The organism is Nonomuraea deserti, assembly GCF_004348685.1.
GTDB classification, from domain to species: domain Bacteria; phylum Actinomycetota; class Actinomycetes; order Streptosporangiales; family Streptosporangiaceae; genus Nonomuraea; species Nonomuraea deserti.
In genome coordinates this window covers 1-15,484 of sequence record NZ_SMKO01000227.1, presented here as the reverse complement: position 1 = coordinate 15,484, position 15,484 = coordinate 1, and the positions used below count along the sequence as shown (strand labels likewise).

The following is a 15,484-nucleotide window of genomic DNA, read 5'->3' as shown; positions in this document are numbered from 1 at the left end:
GGGGGGCGGGCGTCGCCGCGGGTTACCGGGGCCGGGCGGGCGGCGCCGCGAACCCCCATCGCTCGGCGGGCCCCGGCAGGCGCTTCGCCTAGCGGGGCAGCACGCCCCAGCCTGCCAGCGAGTCGAGCAGTCCTTCGGTGAGCGGCAGCCGGGCCACCTCGTCCATGGCGCACCACCGCACGTCCGCGGCGTCGTCGCCGGCCGCGGGGGTCCCGCCGGTGACGGTCGCGAGATAGTCGCGGATCACGTACGTGACCCCGCCGGGTCCTGGGCGCTCCACCGTGCCGGCCAGGCGGCCCACCTCCACGTGCAGCCCTGTCTCCTCCAGGACCTCGCGCCGCAGGCCCGCTGCGTCGGTCTCGCCGGGCTCCAGCCTGCCGCCGGGTATGGACCACAGGCCCATGCCGGGCGGATGCCCCCGCTGCACAAGGAGGATTCGGTCAAAGGGGTCCAAAATTATCGCCCCGATACAATTTACGCGCACATGACCAAGATTACGACGAGATAACGAGAACCGCCCTTGACGCAACGCCGCAAAAGGAAGCACCGTGGATAGCTGTGAGAGCGGCTGCAACCTGCCCACGGTGTTTTGGCCGGCTTCACGAGCCGAGCGCCTGGTCGAGTGCGTATCGATGCGACACGCACGGGGATGTCCTGCCCTATCAGCCTCCATGGCCGCCGACCAGCACGGCGCTGGAGGCGATCCACAAGAGCTCCGTGGTTCCCGTATGGCTGCCATGGCCGTTGCCGGCCGGCTGGCTGGTGACCGGTTTCGGCGAGGTGGGCGACCAGCGCACCGGCGGCCGCGCCAGCGTGGTCGCGTTGAGCGGGCCGTCGCTCGTGGAAGGGCCCGCCGACCTGCTCATGATCGCGGAGGAGCCGGGCATCGGGTTGGGCGCGGCGTTCGCCGGGCTCGACGGCCCCGACCCGGGCTCGGGGTTCGACGCCGGCCCGCCGAACGCCAAGATCCAGGTGCTCGGCCATCCCACCGCCATGTGGTGCGTGAACGGACAGGCCGACCGGGCCGTCTACGCCGGCGAGGCGCTCGGCAACTGGTTGTGGACGATCGCCTGGCCGGCCGACGCCGGCTGCCTCATCGCGTTGACCGAGCTGTCGCTGATCGACGCGCGGGATCACGACCTGGATGTCCCTTTCGGTGCGTTCTCTCCCCGGCTCGAGGAATAGGACCGGCGACGGCGATTCGCGCTCCCCTGTAGACGGGCTAGAGTTCGGAGGCGTGACAGCGCGTATCGAGCGAGTGGTGACCGAGGGCGTCGTCGACATCGACGGCACCGAGCACAAGGTCGAGAACAACACCTGGATCGTGGGTGACGACGACGAAGTCATCGTCATCGACGCGGCGCGTGACGCCGACAAGATCCTTGAGCAGGTGGGCGAGCGGGAGGTGCTGGCCGTCATCTGCACTTCGGGCCTGCCCGACCACGTCGGCGCCTCCATCGAGGTGGCCAGCAGAGACGAGGCCGTGGTCGCCCTGCATCCCAAGGACAAGCCGCTGTGGCGGGAGACCTGGTCGGAGACCTGGCCCGACATCGACATGGAGGACGACGGCGTCTTCGAGGTGGCCGACGTCCAGCTCGACGTCATGGAGACCCCCGGCGTCACGCCCGGCGGCGTGTCGCTCTACTGCGAGGGGCTCGGCGCCGTGTTCACCGGCAAGGCCCTGCAGGCCGACGGTCCCGGCAAGCTGGGCGGCGAATATCCCGCCCTGGCCGACCAGCTGACCTCGATCGGCGGGCGGCTGTTCACGCTGCCCGGCGACACGCGGGTGCTGGCCGTCCACGGCGACGAGGTCACGGTCGGCGACCTGGAACCGCACTTCGACGACTGGGTGTCCGGGTCGCTGACGCGGGTCGACACCGAGCCCGGGGCGTCCGACGACGACGGCCCGCTCACCGACGGCACCAAGATCTCCGGCATCCGCCTCGGCGACGAGTGAGGCCATGAGCAGGGTGGGCGGGTCCCGTCCAGCCTCGCGGGGCGAGGGCGGATGAACACGCAGCTTCCGCTGGAGGGGATGCCGCGGCGGCTCTACTCCTGCACGCCGTCGCGGCTGAACGCCTGGCTCGACTGCCGCCGCCGCTACCGGTTCACCTATCTCGACCGGCCGCAGCCGTCGAAGGGCCCCGCCTGGGCGCACAACAGCGTCGGGGCGAGCGTGCACAACGCGCTGGCGGGCTGGTGGCGGGAGCCGTACGAACGCAGGACCCCGCTGACGGCGGCCATCCTGCTCACTAACGGGTGGATCACCGAGGGGTTCAAGGACGCCGAGCAGTCGGGCCGGTGGCTGGGCCGCGCTCGCGACCTCGTGTCCGGATATGTCGCGACTTTAGATCCTGCTGACGACCCGGTCGGCGTCGAGCGCACGGTCGCCACCCGCACCAAGGTCGTCGCCCTGTCCGGCCGCATCGACCGGCTCGACCGGCGCGGCGACGAACTGGTCGTGGTCGACTACAAGACCGGCCGCCGCCCGCTCACCCAGGACGACGCCCGTTCGTCGCTCGCCCTGGCCGCCTACGCCATCGCCGCCTCCACGATGATGCGTACGCCCTGCCGCACGGTCGAGCTCCACCACCTGCCGACCGGCGAGATCGTCCAGTGGCGGCACACCGACGAGTCGCTCACCCGCCACCTGCGGCGCGCGGAGGAGGTCGCGACCGAGGCCGCCGACGCCGACGAACGTTACCGCGAGCTCGTGGCGGCGCCCGCGCGCAAACCCGCGGCCCCGCCGGGCGAGCGGCCGGCCGTCGGGCCCGCCGACGTGCCGGCGGAGGTCGACGAGCTGTTCGCGCCCACCCCTGGCCTCATCTGCTCCTGGTGCGACTTCCGCCGCCACTGCGCCGAAGGGCAGGCCGCCGGGCCGGAGCGCCGCCCCTGGGACGGGCTTGCCGACTAGCCGGGCTCACCCCCTGGCGGCGAGGACCGGACCGTGAAGGGCGTGGAGCGCTTACCGGTCGCGGTGGCGCTGGGCTCGCTGTTCAACCCGCTGAACTCGTCGATGATCGCGGTCGCCCTGGCCGGCATCGAGGCCGAGTTCGACGTCGGCATCGCCGCCGTCACCTGGCTGGCCGGGGGGTTCTACTTCATCGGCATCATGGTGCCGCCGCTGATGGGAACGCTGGCCGACCGGTTCGGGCCGAGACTGGTGTTCTGCGCCGGGCTGGTGACGATGGCGGTCACCGGCGTGCTGGCCGCGCTCGCGCCCACCTACCCGGCCCTGGTGCTGGTGCGGCTCCTGCAGGCGTTCGGCAGCTGCGCCACCATGCCCGCGGGGATGGTGATCGTGCAGGCGGCCATGGCCGACGCCGACGGCAGGCCGCCGCCCCGCGTCATCGCGATGATCTCGATGGTGCTCACCGCCAGCGCCGCCACAGGACCCGTGCTCGGCGGGTTCCTGATCTCCTTGTGGGGATGGCGGGCGATCTTCCTGGTCAACGTGCCGCTCGCGGCGGTCGCGTTCGCCGCCGCCCTGCGGTGGCTGCCCAAGGTGCGCGTGGACGGCGCCCGGCGGGCCCTGCTGCCGCGCCAGAACCCGCGGCTGCTGGCCACCTACGGCCAGTACGCGCTCGTCAACGTGGTCTTCTACCTGGCGTTCCTCGCGCTGCCGCTCTGGGCGCAGCGCGTGGGCGGCGTGCCCGCGCACGTCGCGGGGCTGCTCGTGCTGCCGCTGTCCGTGCTGGCGATCGTCGCGACGCCCGTCGCGGTGACGCTGGCGGCCCGGCTCGGGATGCGGGCCGTGCTGATGGTGAGCGGCGCGCTGCTGGTGGCGGGATCCTGCGCGATGCTCGCGGTCGGCCCCGTCATGCTGGTGCCGGTGGTCGCGGCGCTGCTGGGCGTGGCGTCGGCGTTCAGCCAGTTCGGGCTCAACTCGCTGGTCTTCGTGCACGCGGGCGGGCGCGACACGGGCAGTGCGGTGGGCTTCTTCCAGGCGTCCCGCTATGTGGGTGCGGCGACCGCGTCCGCGCTGCTCGGCGTGCTGTTCGACGGGACGAGCATGGACACGGGCGGCTGGGCCATGGCAGGCGTGTCAGCCGCGGTGCTGGTCGCGGGCGTGCTCGCGCCCGTCAGGCGGCCGGGGACTTCGGCCAGCGGCGAGGATCGGTCAGCCCCTTGAGCCCCTTGCTCACGTCGTAGCCCGCGGCGCCGAGCCGCTCCCTGGAAGCCCGCAACATCCGCCGCGTGGCCGGCATGAACGCACGGTCGTGCACGGGCTCGGGCAGCGCGTTCATGGCCAGCCTGAACGCCAGGAGCCCGGCCGTCACGGCCGCCGCCGGCACCTCGGGCAGCGCGCCGTACATGCGCCTGGCCCAGTCGGGCAGCGTGAAGTAACAGAGCGCGCCGAACGGGAAATAGCCGGGTTTGCCGGGGGACAGCAGCCTGAGCTCGCGCGGCAGCCGCGGCCACATCAGGAAGCGCACGGTCGAAGCCGCCTCCTCCGTCACGCGCAGGCTGGGACGCATCTGCTTGAAGTAGGCGTCCATCTCCGCGCACGAGCCGGGCACGTCGTCGAGGTGCAGGCCGACGTACGTGGCGCTCTTGCGCTGTTCGCGCAGGTAGCGGTCGGCCTGCCGCTCGGTCAGCCCGAGCCCGCCGCGCCTGGCCACCTCGAGGTACGACGAGACCTCAGCGCAGTGCACCCAGAGCAGCAGCTCCGGGTCGTCGACCCGGTGCGACCTGCCGGTGTCGGGATCGAGGACGCGCAGAAACCGGTGGATGCCGCGCACCCGCCTGCCGATCTCGTCGGCCTCCTCCGGGCTGCCGAACGTCACCCGGCCCACGAAGTCGGCGGTACGGCGCAGGCGGCCGATGGGATCGTCCTGGAAGGTGGAGTTCTGCCAGACGCCGCGCATCGCCAGCGGGTGCAGCGCCTGCAACATGAGCCCGCGTACGCCGCCGACCCACATCGAGCGGTCGAGATGCACCTGCCAGGTCGCGCTCTGCGGCGGCTGGACGACGATGTCTTCGATGCCCCTCATGGTGGACGCAGAATTACATGGCAGTGGACCTTGTGTCCAAGTAATGTTTCTCGGCCGCGTTCCAGAACCTCACCAGCGCCGCCGCCGTCGTCTCCGGCGCCTCCACCGCGGGGGAGTGCACCGCGCCCGGCACGACCACGGAGTCGGCTCCGAGCCTGGCCGCCATGTCCGACTGCGCCTCAGGCGGCCATCCGTCGTCGTGCTCGCCGTACAGGACGAGCGTGGGCACCTCGATCTGGCGCAGCTCGTCGGTGCGGTCGCGCACGGCCAGCACCTGCTCGGCCATCCGTGCCAGGCCGGTCGGCGAGTTGCTGATCAGGCGCTTGTGCAGGAACTCCCTGATGTCGTCGGACACGTCGGCGGCCAGCGCCTCAGGCTCGAACCTGTGATGCCACAGGCGCTCCAGGCCCAGCGCCGGCACCTCTTCGGCGATCTTCCTTGCGTTGCGCGCCCGCCGGCCCTCGATGGGGCCGGGACCCGAGCTCATCAGCGTGAACGACGCGAACTTCGTCACCCCGTCGATCACCGCCTCCCTGGCCACCAGCCCGCCGAAGGAGTGGCCCACCAGGTGCACGGGCTCGCCGCCGCCGACGACCTGGGCGAGCGTGTCGACGTCGGAGCCGAGCGCCGCGCACGTGTAGGCCCTCGGGTCGTCCGGGCCGGGCGTTTCGTACTGACCGCGCAGGTCGACGACCACCACCCGGCGGCCCGACTGGGCCAGCGTCATCAGGACCGCGAGGAAGTCCTCCTTGCTGCCCGTCAGGCCGGGGACCAGGAGCGCGGGCCAGCGCTCGATCACACCACTGACCGGAACCGCCTCCAGGACCGCGAACGTGCCCAGTGGCGTTTCGATCTTCTGTGGCGCGACACCAGGCGGCAGGTCGAGGAATCGCGGCGTACTCACGTGGGGCAACAATACCCAGAGGTCAGCGCCTCGACACCGGCATGGCCAGGACGCCGGTGCCAGTTCTCGGGAGATACGAGCTGGGCGCGCTGCGGGAAACCGGTGCACGTCGTCGTCCTGAGGAGGCGAGCGCGGCGCGCCCGACGGCCCGGGCTTCCGCCGCGGCGCGCGACAGCGAGCCCACTGGTACGCTCCCAGACCCCTGTGGCGGGCGCTGAGCGCCTCGTGGGGTCGCCCGCGTGGGCGGGCGGGGTATCCGGGCCGGTGCGCCGTGGCGCCGCGTGAGGAGCCCTTACGGCGCTCCGGCATACGAAAGGCGCGCACCCGCTCGGGGTGCGCGCCTCATCGCTCGCCTTCTCAGCCGGCGCGGCGGCGGTTGCCGCCACCACCGCTGCCGCCACGGGACTGGCGCCGCTGCTGCTTGCGCTCGGTCGCCGCGGACGGGGCGATGTCGTCGTCGTCCGTGGCCAGATCGGGTGACTGGAAGATCACCGCGAACGGGCTCGGCGGGATGATGCGGTCGGGCTCCCCGCGCACCGGTGGCGGCGGCGTCGACAGGAAGCTCGGCTCGGGCCCGGTTGCGACCGGCGTCACCGGCTCAGGCCCGGAGGTGGGCACGGAGACGGGCGCGGAGGTGGGCCCGGAGGTGGGCGCGGAGGTGGGCGCGGCCGGAGGGCCGGCCGCGGGAACGACCGGTGCGGGCTCCGCGCCGGTGTGGCGCTTCGAGCCGGTCCCGGTCCCGGTCCCGGTGCCGGGCCCGCTGCCGGTCCCTGCGCCGGTCCCAGTGCCTGTCCCGGTCCCAGTGCCTGTCCCGGTCCCTGTGCCTGTGCCTGTCCCGGTGCCGGTGCCGGTCCCCATGTCGGTCCCGGTGCCGGTTCCGGGCTCGGCGTCGATCTGCGCGTCGGCCTTGGGCTTGGCGTGCCGGCGCGAGCGGGTGGGCTTCGCCGGCGCCTCCGGAGCCTCGGCCAGCGCCTGCTCGATCGCCGTGGACGCCGCCCCCCTGCGGGTGCGGCTGCGCTTCGGCTCGGCGGCCTGGATCTCGTCCGGCGAGAAGATGGCGGGAGTCTCCTCCGTCTTGGTCTTCACGGGCTCGACCTCCGGCGTCTCGGCGGGTGCGGGCTCCGCCAGCTCCCTGCCGCCGCGGGTGCGGCGGCGCTGGCGCGGCGTGCGGGCGGGGCGCTCCTCGCGCTCGTCGCGGCGGCGACCGCCGCGCCCGCGGATCCTGCCGGTCTCGCCGAGGTCCTCGATGCGCTCCGCGGACAGCCCCGCGCGCGAGCGGCTCGCGTGCGGGAGGACGCCCTTGGTGCCCTCGGGGATGTTGAGCTCGGTGTAGACGTGCGGCGAGGTGGAGTAGCTCTCCTCGGGTTCGGCGAAGTCGAGCCCGAGCATCTGGTTGATCATCTTCCAGCGGGTCAGCTCCTCCCACTCCACGAACGTGACCGAGATGCCCGTGCGCCCGGCCCGGCCGGTGCGGCCGATGCGGTGCACGTAGGTCTTGTCGTCGGTGGGGCAGTCGTAGTTGACCACGTGGGTGACGTCGTCGATGTCGATGCCGCGGGCGGCCACGTCGGTGGCCACCAGCACGTCGATCTTGCCGTTGCGGAACGCCCGCAGCGCCTGCTCGCGCTGGCCCTGACCGAGGTCGCCGTGCACGGCCGCGACCGCGAAGCCACGGGTGTCGAGCTGCTCGGCGACCATGTCGCAGGCTCGCTTGGTCTCGCAGAAGACCATGGTGAGCCCGCGGCCCTCGGCCTGCAGCAGCCGGCCGAGGATCTCGATCTTGTCCATGCGGTGGACGCGCCACACGAGCTGGCGGGTCAGTGGCGTGGTCTCGCCCTCGCCGCTTTCGAGCTCGGCGCGTACGTGTGTCGGGCGGTTGAGGTATTTGCGCGACAGCGCGACGATCTCGCCCGGCATGGTGGCCGAGAACAGCATCGTCTGCCGCTGCGCCGGGATCAGCTTGAAGATCCGTTCGATGTCGGGCAGGAAGCCTAGGTCGAGCATCCGGTCGGCCTCGTCGAGCACGAGGGTGGTGACCTGGCTCAGGTCGAGATGCTTCTGCTTGACCAGGTCGAGCAGGCGGCCGGGGGTGCCGACGATGACGTCGACCCCGGCCTTGAGCGCCTCGATCTGCGGCTCGTACGCTCGCCCGCCGTAAACGGTCAGGACCCGGGACCCGAGCTTGCCCGCGGCGGTGACGAGGTCTTCGCTGACCTGGACGGCCAGCTCGCGGGTCGGTACGACGACCAGCCCGCGTGGCTTCTTGCGGTTTTTGCGCGGCTTGCCGATGCCCTGGAGCATGGCGATGCCGAACGCGTAGGTCTTTCCCGTGCCCGTGCGTGCCTGACCGATGAGGTCCTGGCCGCTCAGCGCGAGCGGGAGTGCCATTTCCTGGATGGGAAACGGTGCGACGATGCCCTCGGTCTCGAGGGCATCGGCGATCTCTGGTGTGACTCCGAGGTCTCGGAAAGTCGTCAGCGTGGCCTGCCTCAGTCTCAAATGAAGGCGGGCCTGCCGGGACCGACGGGCGGAAAACAGCCCCCGTGTCGTGGGTCCGCGCGGTAGAGCCAGCCCTCTCGCGTCATCAGCGACCGCGCACCCGGGGAACGGGGGTCAATCGGGGGGAACCCCCCGAATTTACACAGTGCGGTCGCACTTTCACAGAGCAGTGTACTCGATACCACAACGCTGACCGAGCTTGCGTATGTTCCCGAAGATTCCCCCAAGTACGCTGCCTTCCATGAAGGAGTCTCCTGGAGTCGTCGATCTGCTCGGTGTGCTGGCCTACGCGGAGTTGAGCGCCCACGCGCGGATGACCGAGGACGCCGCGTCTCTGGCGCCCTCTCTCGCCGACCGGGCGGCGCTCAGCGAGCTCGCCGTCACCGAATTCGCCCACTTCCGCCTGTTGCGCGACCGGCTGGCCGAGCTGGGCGCCGATCCCGCCGAGGCGATGGCGCCGTTCGTCGCGGCGCTGGACGCCTGGCACGCGCAGACCAGGCCGGCCGACTGGCTGCAGGCGCTGGTCAAGACGTACGTGGGAGACGGCATCGCGCTCGACTTCTACCGGGAGGCGGCCAGGCACCTCGACCCGTCGATCGCCAAGCTGGTCGACGAGGTGCTCGTGGACGAGGGCCGGTCGAAGTTCGCGGTCGAAGGGGTGCGGGCGGGCATCCAGGCCGACCCGGCGGCGAGCGGGCGGCTGGCGCTGTGGGCGCGGCGGCTCGTCGGCGAGGCGCTCAGCCAGGGTCAGCAGGTGGCCTCGGCCAGACCGGAGCTGGCGCTGCTGCTGATGGAGTCGGCCGGCGAGGGGCACACGGACATATCCCGACTTTTCGCGATGTTGACCGAGGCGCACAACAAACGTATGGCGGCCATGGGCATCTGAGGCAGGCGCGTTGTCGGCATCGGGCGGCGCGCGGGCACGCAACGGTTGTACCGTGCCAGACATGAGGGCCTCGCGCCGCTACGGCAGTATCTTGACGAGATGTGAGCCGGCCCGCTGGACACCGCGGGCGGTGCTGCGGAGACAGAGCGCGGCCTGCCCGGCCGCGGAGCCCAGGCGAGATGCCGTGCCCCGGCCGCGCAGGCACCGGGGTTGCCTGATCGGCAAGCCGCACGGCTGAGCCGAGAGCCAGGCCAGGAAGGAACCGGTGCGGCCCCGTGAGAGCACGACGGGAGCCGATGCGGGCCCGTGAGGCAACGACGGGACCGGTGCGGCCCCGAAGAGCACGACGGAAGCCGGCGCACGCCTGTGAGGGAAGGCGGGGCACGGCGCGTGCGCCGCACCCCGCTCGCAAGTCTCTAGAGCGTGCCGCCGAACCCGACCGGCCGCGACTCGTCCTCACCGATCTCGATGAACCCGAGTGAGGCGATCGGCACGATGATGCGCCTGCCCTTGATGTCGGTCAGGGCGAACACACCGCGCTCGACCGACAGCGCGTTTCTGATCTCCTCCTCCACCTGCTCTGCGGTGAGGTCGGTCTCGACAACGAGCTCGCGGTGCACGGAACGCACGCCGATCTTTATTTCCATCCTGGCTCCCTAGTCGACGGGGCTGGCTCACCCCATGGTGACCGCTCGTTCCGGCGAAAACCGCAGCCGATCGCGCCCAGCGAACGGGTTATGCCGTACGCGGAAAACCGCTGATGCCGCGCCAGGCGAGCCGAGCCATGAGCTGCTCGGCCGCGTCCTTGGGGATCGAGCCCTGCGTGGTGACCCAGTAGCGGGCACTCACCTCCGCCATGCCGACCAGGCCGACGCCGAGCAGGTGAGCCTCGTCGCTGGTGCACCCGGTGTCCTCCTGGATGACCGCGCTGACCATCTCGGCGCACTCGCGCAGCGACCGCTCCACCCGCTGCCGCACCGGCGCGACGTTGCGCAGATCGGACTCGAAGACCAGGCGGAACGCCTCGCCCTGGGTGGAGACGAAGTCGAAGAACGCGCTGAACGTGGCCTGCACGCGCAGTTTGTTCTCCTGGGTGGAGGCCAGCGCCTCGCGGCAGCGGTTGACCATGTCGTCGACGTGGAGGTCGAGCAGCGCCAGATAGAGCTCGAGCTTGCCGGGGAAGTGCTGGTAGAGCACCGGCTTGCTGACGCCTGCCCGGTCGGCGATCTCGTCCATGGCGGCCGCGTGGTAGCCGTTCTCGACGAACACTTCCTGCGCGGCGCTCAGCAGCTGCCGGCGTCGGGCGAGTCGGGGCAGCCGGGTGCCCCGGGGCTTCGCGTCCGGGGTTGCGGTCACGCGGGTCTCCATAGGTTTCTCAGCGGGGCAGTGCGGACATCCTACGGGCGCGTCAGCGAGCCCTCAGTGACAACGGGCACCGACGAACCGCCTTCGCACGGGTCATCGCCGTGGAGCGGGCTCAGCGACACCGGCTCAGCGGTAGTCGTCATCGTCGAGCTCCACCACGCGGTCCTGGTCGGCCGCGTCGGCGGGATCGACGTCGAGCGGCAGCTCGCTGCGCAGCCTGCCGACGGGGCGGATCTCGCGTTGCTGCTCGGCCGCGTCGGCCTCGGGCGTCTCGATCGAGAAGCGCTCCTCTTCCTCTTCGTAGGCGCTCGCGTCCCCGCGTATGTCCATCTCTGACATGTCGGTCCCCCCTCTTGGTGTGGACGCGTCCAGACTACGCCCGGCTGAAAAGGTCGCCGCGTTTCTCCACTCTGGCGAGTACGTCCGGCGCCGTGAACACCAGTTCCTCGGGGCGCTCGCAGTCCTCGACCTCCTTCCACGACAGGGGTGTCGAGACCGTCGGCTGCTCCCTGGCCCGCAGCGAGTAGGGCGCCACGGTCGTCTTGGCCGGGTTGTTCTGGCTCCAGTCGATGAACACCTTGCCCGGCCTGGCCTTCTTCGCCATCACGCTGACGACCTCCTGGGGACGTTCCTTCTCCAGGAGCTGTGCCAGCCGTTTGGCGAAGGCGGAGGGCTCCTCGCGGCAGTCCCAGTCGGCGTACAGCTGCATGCCCTTGTTGCCGCTGGTCTTCGGCACCGCGACGAGCCCTTCGCCCTTGAGCACCTCGCGGAGCATGAGCGCCACCCGGCAGCACTCGACGATCGTGGCGGGCGGGCCGGGGTCGAGGTCGAACACGAGCGTGTCGGGCGGCAGCGCCTCGCCGTCGTCGTCGACGCGCCACTGGGGCACGTGCAGTTCGAGCGCGGCCAGGTTGGCGTAGTAGACGAGCGTGGGCAGGTCCTCGACGACGGCGAAGTCGATGCTCTCGCGGTTCTTGGTGCTGCCGGGCGCGGGCAGGTTGACCCGCCTGACCCAGTCAGGGGTGTGGTCCGGGGCGTTCTTCTCGAAGAAGGACTGGCCGGTGACGCCGTTCGGGAACCGCTTGACGGTCAGGGGCCTGCCCGCGAGATGCGGCAGCAGGACGGGGGCGATGCGGCTGTAGTAGTCGATGATCTCGGCCTTGGTGAAGCCGTAGTCGGGATAGAGCACCTTGTCCAGGTTGCTCAGCGCCAGCTCGCGCCCGTCGACCTTGACCGGCACCTTCATGGCGTCACCTCCGAGGGGAGCTTGTCGGGGCGCAGCCCGCGCCACACGGGGTGCCGCAGCCGCTGCTCGTCGGTCCACATCGTGTAAGCCACCTCCCCGACGAGATCAGGCCTAACCCACCGGTTCCGCCACGGAACCTCGTTGCAGAACGGGCTGCGCGCGACCTCCAGCGGGCGCAGCGTCTCGTGCAGATCGTCCAGTACGGCGTCCGTGAACCCCGTGCCGACGTGCCCCACGTACGTCAGGCCGGCGTCGGTGAACACCCCCATGACCAGCGACCCGATCCCGCCGGACCGGCGGCCCTTGCCCGGCTTCCAGCCGCCGATCACGACCTCCCTGGTGCTCAGGTTCTTCACCTTGACCCACCACGGTGAGCGCGTGCCCGGCCGGTAGGGCGTGTCCAGCCGCTTGGCGACCACGCCCTCCAGACCCTGCTCGTACGTGGCCGACAGCAGGTCGGAGTCGCCGGGGAAGTACGGGGGCGCGCCGACGTCCAGCTCGTCGAGGAGTGCCCTGCGGTCGCTGTAGGGCAGGTCGAACAGGGGCATGCCGTCGAGATAGAGCAGGTCGAACGGCATGTACGTGACGGGATACCGTTTCAGCATGGCCGGCTCGGGATCGGTCAGGTGCATCCGGTGCTGCAGCCTGATGAAGCTGGGCCTGCCCTTCGGATCCAGCGCCACGACCTCGCCGTCAATGATCGCGTGCTTGACCCCGAACCTCGACATGAACTCCGAGATCTCCGGATACCGCCGCGTGTACTCGACCCCATGCCGCCCCGTCACCCGCACACCGTCCTCGATGTGGGCGAGAGCCCGGATGCCATCCCACTTGACCTCAAGCCCGTACATGTCGCGATCGAGGGGTAGTTCTCCGGGTACGGCCAGCATCGGTTCGACCGGGTATGGCATTGGTTGCCCCATGACGGGTATGTGCCCATCGGTGGGCCGTTGAGTGCTGAGGAGTTGCGTATGCGCAGCATCTGGAAAGGTGCGATCTCCTTCGGGCTGGTCACCATCCCGGTCAAGCTCTACTCGGCGACCGAGCAGAAGGACGTGACGTTCCACCAGGTGCACCGCGAGGACGGCGGGCGGATCCGGTACAAGCGCGTGTGCACGGTCGACGGCGAAGAAGTCCCCTACTCCGACATCGCCAAGGGCTACGAGCTGGCCACCGGCGAGGTGGTCGTGCTGACCGACGAGGACTTCGAGGACCTGCCGCTCAGCAGCTCACGCCGGATCGACGTGCTCCAGTTCGCGCCCGCGGACCAGATCGACCCCATCTACTTCGCCAAGTCGTACTACCTGGAGCCCGACGCGCAGGGGGCGAAGCCGTACGTGCTGCTGCGCAACGCCCTGGAGAGCTCCGGCCAGGTGGCGGTGGTCAAAGTGGCACTGCGCCAGCGGGAGTCGCTGGCCACGCTGAGGGTCAGGGACGGCATCTTCGTGCTGGAGACGATGCTCTGGCCCGACGAGATCCGCACACCCGACTTCCCCTTCCTGGAAGAGGACATCGAGGTACGCGCGCAGGAACTCAAGATGGCCGAGTCGCTGATCACCACCATGGAGTCCGACTTCGACCCGAGCGAGTACCACGACACGTACCGCGAGGCCCTGCAGCAGGTCATCGAGGCGAAGGTGGCCGGCAAGGAGGTCGTCGCCGCCCGCGAGGAGGAAGAAGCCGGACCCGCGGTGGACCTCATGGCCGCGCTGAGGGCGAGCGTCGAGGCGGCCAAGAAGGAACGGGAAGGCGAACCGGCCAAGCAGAAGAAGGCGGGCGGCAAGTCGAAGGACGAGGACAAGGCCGCTCCCAAGCGCAAGACCCGCAAGTCCGCGTAGCGCCGCACCCAGGCCCGGGGCCGCCCGGACGTAGGAGCCTGCTTCGACGTCGGGATCTCGCGCGTCGAGGCCGGGGTCCGTATCGGCGTAGGGATGCGTCTCTCCGCCTGGAGATGTGCCCTGCTTCGAGTAGGGATGCGTCACTGCCCCGCTTTGATGGGGGGCCTGCTTCAACACGGGGATGCATCTGCCTGCTTTGAGATGGACTGCTTCGACGTGGGGATGTGTCCGCGCGCCGGCTTTTCTTCGACACTGGGGTCCGCCCGGCGGGAAGCCCGCTGTGACGTCGGAGGATTCGCCCTGAGGCCCGGGATGCGTCTCGGCGTAGAGATGCCCTCGACCCAGCAGGCCGCGTCGACGCAGAGGCCGCCACGACATCGGGACCGTCTCAATCTGGCGGTCTGCTGTGACATCGGGACTGACCCGATCTGGCGGTCCGCCTCGACATCGAAGCTGCCTCGGTCGGCGGTCCGCCTCGACGCGGGCGTAGCGGATGGGGCGCTCTACGTCGGCGGCACATGCCGGTCGGCTATGCCGGACGCCGCGCCGGTGCGGGCCCGCCAGGTACACCCCCGTCTGAGACCTTCACGGGGCACTTCCCCTGGACCAGTGCCCTTGCCTGGCTGTGTGCCGGCGCGGCGCGCACGTCGGAATGCCGCCGCCGCCGTGATCCACTACTGAATCGGACAAACCGGATAATTCATAGCATTTCATTGGATAAATGTTTAATAGAAGCAATAACATTGTTAATGCCTAGCAAAATGGGGCGATAGCTGTTTGTCTCCCTTCGTGGCGGAAATGACATTCCGTGGATGACTCTTCAGCAGCCGTCCAAGACTGTTTTCTGTTTATCGGGAAACGCGAGAACGGGGCAATCGATCCTTTAGGGGGAAAACGCAATGCCCAAGCTCAAGAGTGCTATCGCAGGCCTCGCCATCAGCACGGCCCTGACCGGCGGTGCGGTCGCCGTTGGTGCGGCGACGACCTCGTCCGCCGCTGGTGCCGCCACCCAGGTCAACACCGGCACATCCGTGGTCGCGGGTGGCTGCCATGGCTGGTGGCGCTGCGGATGGCGCCGTCACCACCACCACAGGACGCATGTGAGGGTGAAGGTCCACAACAGGAACCGCAACATCAACCGGTTCCCGCGTCCGACTCCGACTCCGACGATCACCATCACCGCCACTCCTGCTCCTGCTCCTGAAGAAGAGTAAGGTGACCCGCCGGACGGCGCAGAAATGAGCAGTCGTCTTTCACGTACGGTCGCCGCTCGCGGGTGAGTGGAAATTGGCCGGGTGAGATCTCGGCTCCCGGGGGCGGTCCGTGCATTTCTCGCACGGACCGGTCCTGAGCTCCATTTATCCGTGTCTCTACGGCAATCAATGGTGAGGGCTCTGCCGGCATCCGCCGCGGGGCCCTCGCTGCCGTTCTTGTGGGGTGAGGCAAGAGCTGTATTTCATGACGCGTGGCGTAATAGCCATGGGGATGTCTGTGGTCGGGAAAGGCTTGCTAATTCCAGTTAGAGGGACATTGTGCCGGTTAGATGCAGGATGCGGATGAGCCGCTAGCGGGGAATCCGTGCTGCTTCCCGGCATTCTGGCATCTGCTGGTTATCCGGGAGCACAGAGAACGGGGCAATCGATCCTTTAGGGGGAAAACGCAATGCCCAAGCTCAAAAGTGTTATCGCAGGCCTCGCCGTCAGCACGGCGCTGACCGGTGGCGTGGTCGCCGCGGGCGCGACCACGACCGCT

16 protein-coding genes are annotated in these 15,484 nt (G+C 69.9%); 7 read left to right on the top strand and 9 right to left on the bottom strand.

What is annotated here, in order from left to right:
- Nucleotides 1-88 precede the first annotated feature (88 nt).
- The gene (locus E1292_RS44245) at nucleotides 89-484 is read right to left on the bottom strand and encodes an NUDIX hydrolase (protein ID WP_220447364.1); all 396 of its coding nucleotides are present in this window, start codon (nucleotides 482-484) and stop codon (nucleotides 89-91) included.
- Nucleotides 485-558: 74 nt separating this feature from the next.
- On the opposite strand from E1292_RS44245, the gene E1292_RS44240 reads away from it, so the two are divergent.
- Genes E1292_RS44240 through E1292_RS44225 form a run of 4 tightly spaced genes read left to right on the top strand, consistent with a single transcriptional unit; the run spans nucleotide 559 to nucleotide 4,132 of the window.
- The gene (locus E1292_RS44240; RefSeq protein ID WP_165975055.1) at nucleotides 559-1,185 is read left to right on the top strand and encodes a DUF6758 family protein; all 627 of its coding nucleotides are present in this window, start codon (nucleotides 559-561) and stop codon (nucleotides 1,183-1,185) included.
- A 52-nt stretch (nucleotides 1,186-1,237) separates the two neighbouring features.
- Nucleotides 1,238-1,957 (top strand): MBL fold metallo-hydrolase, encoded by a 720-nt coding sequence (locus E1292_RS44235; protein WP_165975054.1) that lies wholly within the window; start codon nucleotides 1,238-1,240, stop codon nucleotides 1,955-1,957.
- A 51-nt stretch (nucleotides 1,958-2,008) separates the two neighbouring features.
- Nucleotides 2,009-2,914, top strand: coding sequence for a RecB family exonuclease (locus tag E1292_RS44230; protein WP_132605694.1), 906 nt, complete (start codon nucleotides 2,009-2,011; stop codon nucleotides 2,912-2,914).
- A 42-nt stretch (nucleotides 2,915-2,956) separates the two neighbouring features.
- Nucleotides 2,957-4,132 carry an MFS transporter gene (locus E1292_RS44225; protein WP_132605692.1) on the top strand — a complete coding sequence of 392 codons (1,176 nt, stop codon included), beginning with the start codon at nucleotides 2,957-2,959 and terminating at the stop codon, nucleotides 4,130-4,132.
- Here the strand turns inward: E1292_RS44225 and E1292_RS44220 are convergent.
- From E1292_RS44220 to E1292_RS44210, 3 genes are all read right to left on the bottom strand, one after another.
- On the bottom strand, nucleotides 4,083-4,994 hold the full coding sequence (locus tag E1292_RS44220) for an oxygenase MpaB family protein (protein WP_132605691.1): 912 nt from the start codon (nucleotides 4,992-4,994) through the stop codon (nucleotides 4,083-4,085). The two genes, E1292_RS44225 and E1292_RS44220, sit on opposite strands and share 50 nt — an antisense overlap.
- A gap of 13 nt (nucleotides 4,995-5,007) precedes the next feature.
- Nucleotides 5,008-5,898 carry an alpha/beta fold hydrolase gene (locus E1292_RS44215; RefSeq protein ID WP_132605689.1) on the bottom strand — a complete coding sequence of 297 codons (891 nt, stop codon included), beginning with the start codon at nucleotides 5,896-5,898 and terminating at the stop codon, nucleotides 5,008-5,010.
- 357 nt (nucleotides 5,899-6,255) lie between these two features.
- Nucleotides 6,256-8,286, bottom strand: coding sequence for a DEAD/DEAH box helicase (locus E1292_RS44210; protein WP_220447363.1), 2,031 nt, complete (start codon nucleotides 8,284-8,286; stop codon nucleotides 6,256-6,258).
- Nucleotides 8,287-8,638: 352 nt separating this feature from the next.
- Between E1292_RS44210 and E1292_RS44205 the strand changes: the two genes are divergently transcribed.
- Nucleotides 8,639-9,283 carry a ferritin-like fold-containing protein gene (locus E1292_RS44205; RefSeq protein ID WP_132605685.1) on the top strand — a complete coding sequence of 215 codons (645 nt, stop codon included), beginning with the start codon at nucleotides 8,639-8,641 and terminating at the stop codon, nucleotides 9,281-9,283.
- Nucleotides 9,284-9,699: 416 nt separating this feature from the next.
- On the opposite strand, the gene E1292_RS44195 is transcribed toward E1292_RS44205, so the two are convergent.
- The 5 genes from E1292_RS44195 to ligD (E1292_RS44175) form a co-directional block, all read right to left on the bottom strand.
- A complete protein-coding gene (locus E1292_RS44195; RefSeq protein ID WP_132605683.1) occupies nucleotides 9,700-9,930 on the bottom strand; it encodes a DUF3107 domain-containing protein in 231 nt (76 codons plus the stop codon).
- An 88-nt stretch (nucleotides 9,931-10,018) separates the two neighbouring features.
- Nucleotides 10,019-10,639, bottom strand: a complete 621-nt coding sequence (locus E1292_RS44190) for a TetR/AcrR family transcriptional regulator (RefSeq protein WP_165975053.1) — start codon at nucleotides 10,637-10,639, stop codon at nucleotides 10,019-10,021.
- Nucleotides 10,640-10,774: 135 nt separating this feature from the next.
- Nucleotides 10,775-10,987, bottom strand: a complete 213-nt coding sequence (locus E1292_RS44185) for a hypothetical protein (protein ID WP_246090771.1) — start codon at nucleotides 10,985-10,987, stop codon at nucleotides 10,775-10,777.
- 34 nt (nucleotides 10,988-11,021) lie between these two features.
- On the bottom strand, nucleotides 11,022-11,894 hold the full coding sequence (gene ligD, locus E1292_RS44180; RefSeq protein ID WP_132605679.1) for a non-homologous end-joining DNA ligase: 873 nt from the start codon (nucleotides 11,892-11,894) through the stop codon (nucleotides 11,022-11,024).
- Nucleotides 11,891-12,805, bottom strand: a complete 915-nt coding sequence (gene ligD / locus E1292_RS44175; RefSeq protein WP_246090770.1) for a non-homologous end-joining DNA ligase — start codon at nucleotides 12,803-12,805, stop codon at nucleotides 11,891-11,893. Before ligD (E1292_RS44175) ends, ligD (E1292_RS44180) begins: the two co-directional genes overlap by 4 nt.
- Before the next feature lie 60 nt (nucleotides 12,806-12,865).
- Between ligD (E1292_RS44175) and ku the strand changes: the two genes are divergently transcribed.
- Both ku and E1292_RS44165 read left to right on the top strand, forming a co-directional pair.
- Complete coding sequence (gene ku / locus E1292_RS44170) at nucleotides 12,866-13,732, top strand: non-homologous end joining protein Ku (protein WP_132605675.1); 867 nt, start codon at nucleotides 12,866-12,868, stop codon at nucleotides 13,730-13,732.
- An 899-nt stretch (nucleotides 13,733-14,631) separates the two neighbouring features.
- A complete protein-coding gene (locus E1292_RS44165; RefSeq protein WP_132605673.1) occupies nucleotides 14,632-14,946 on the top strand; it encodes a hypothetical protein in 315 nt (104 codons plus the stop codon).
- Nucleotides 14,947-15,484 lie beyond the last annotated feature (538 nt).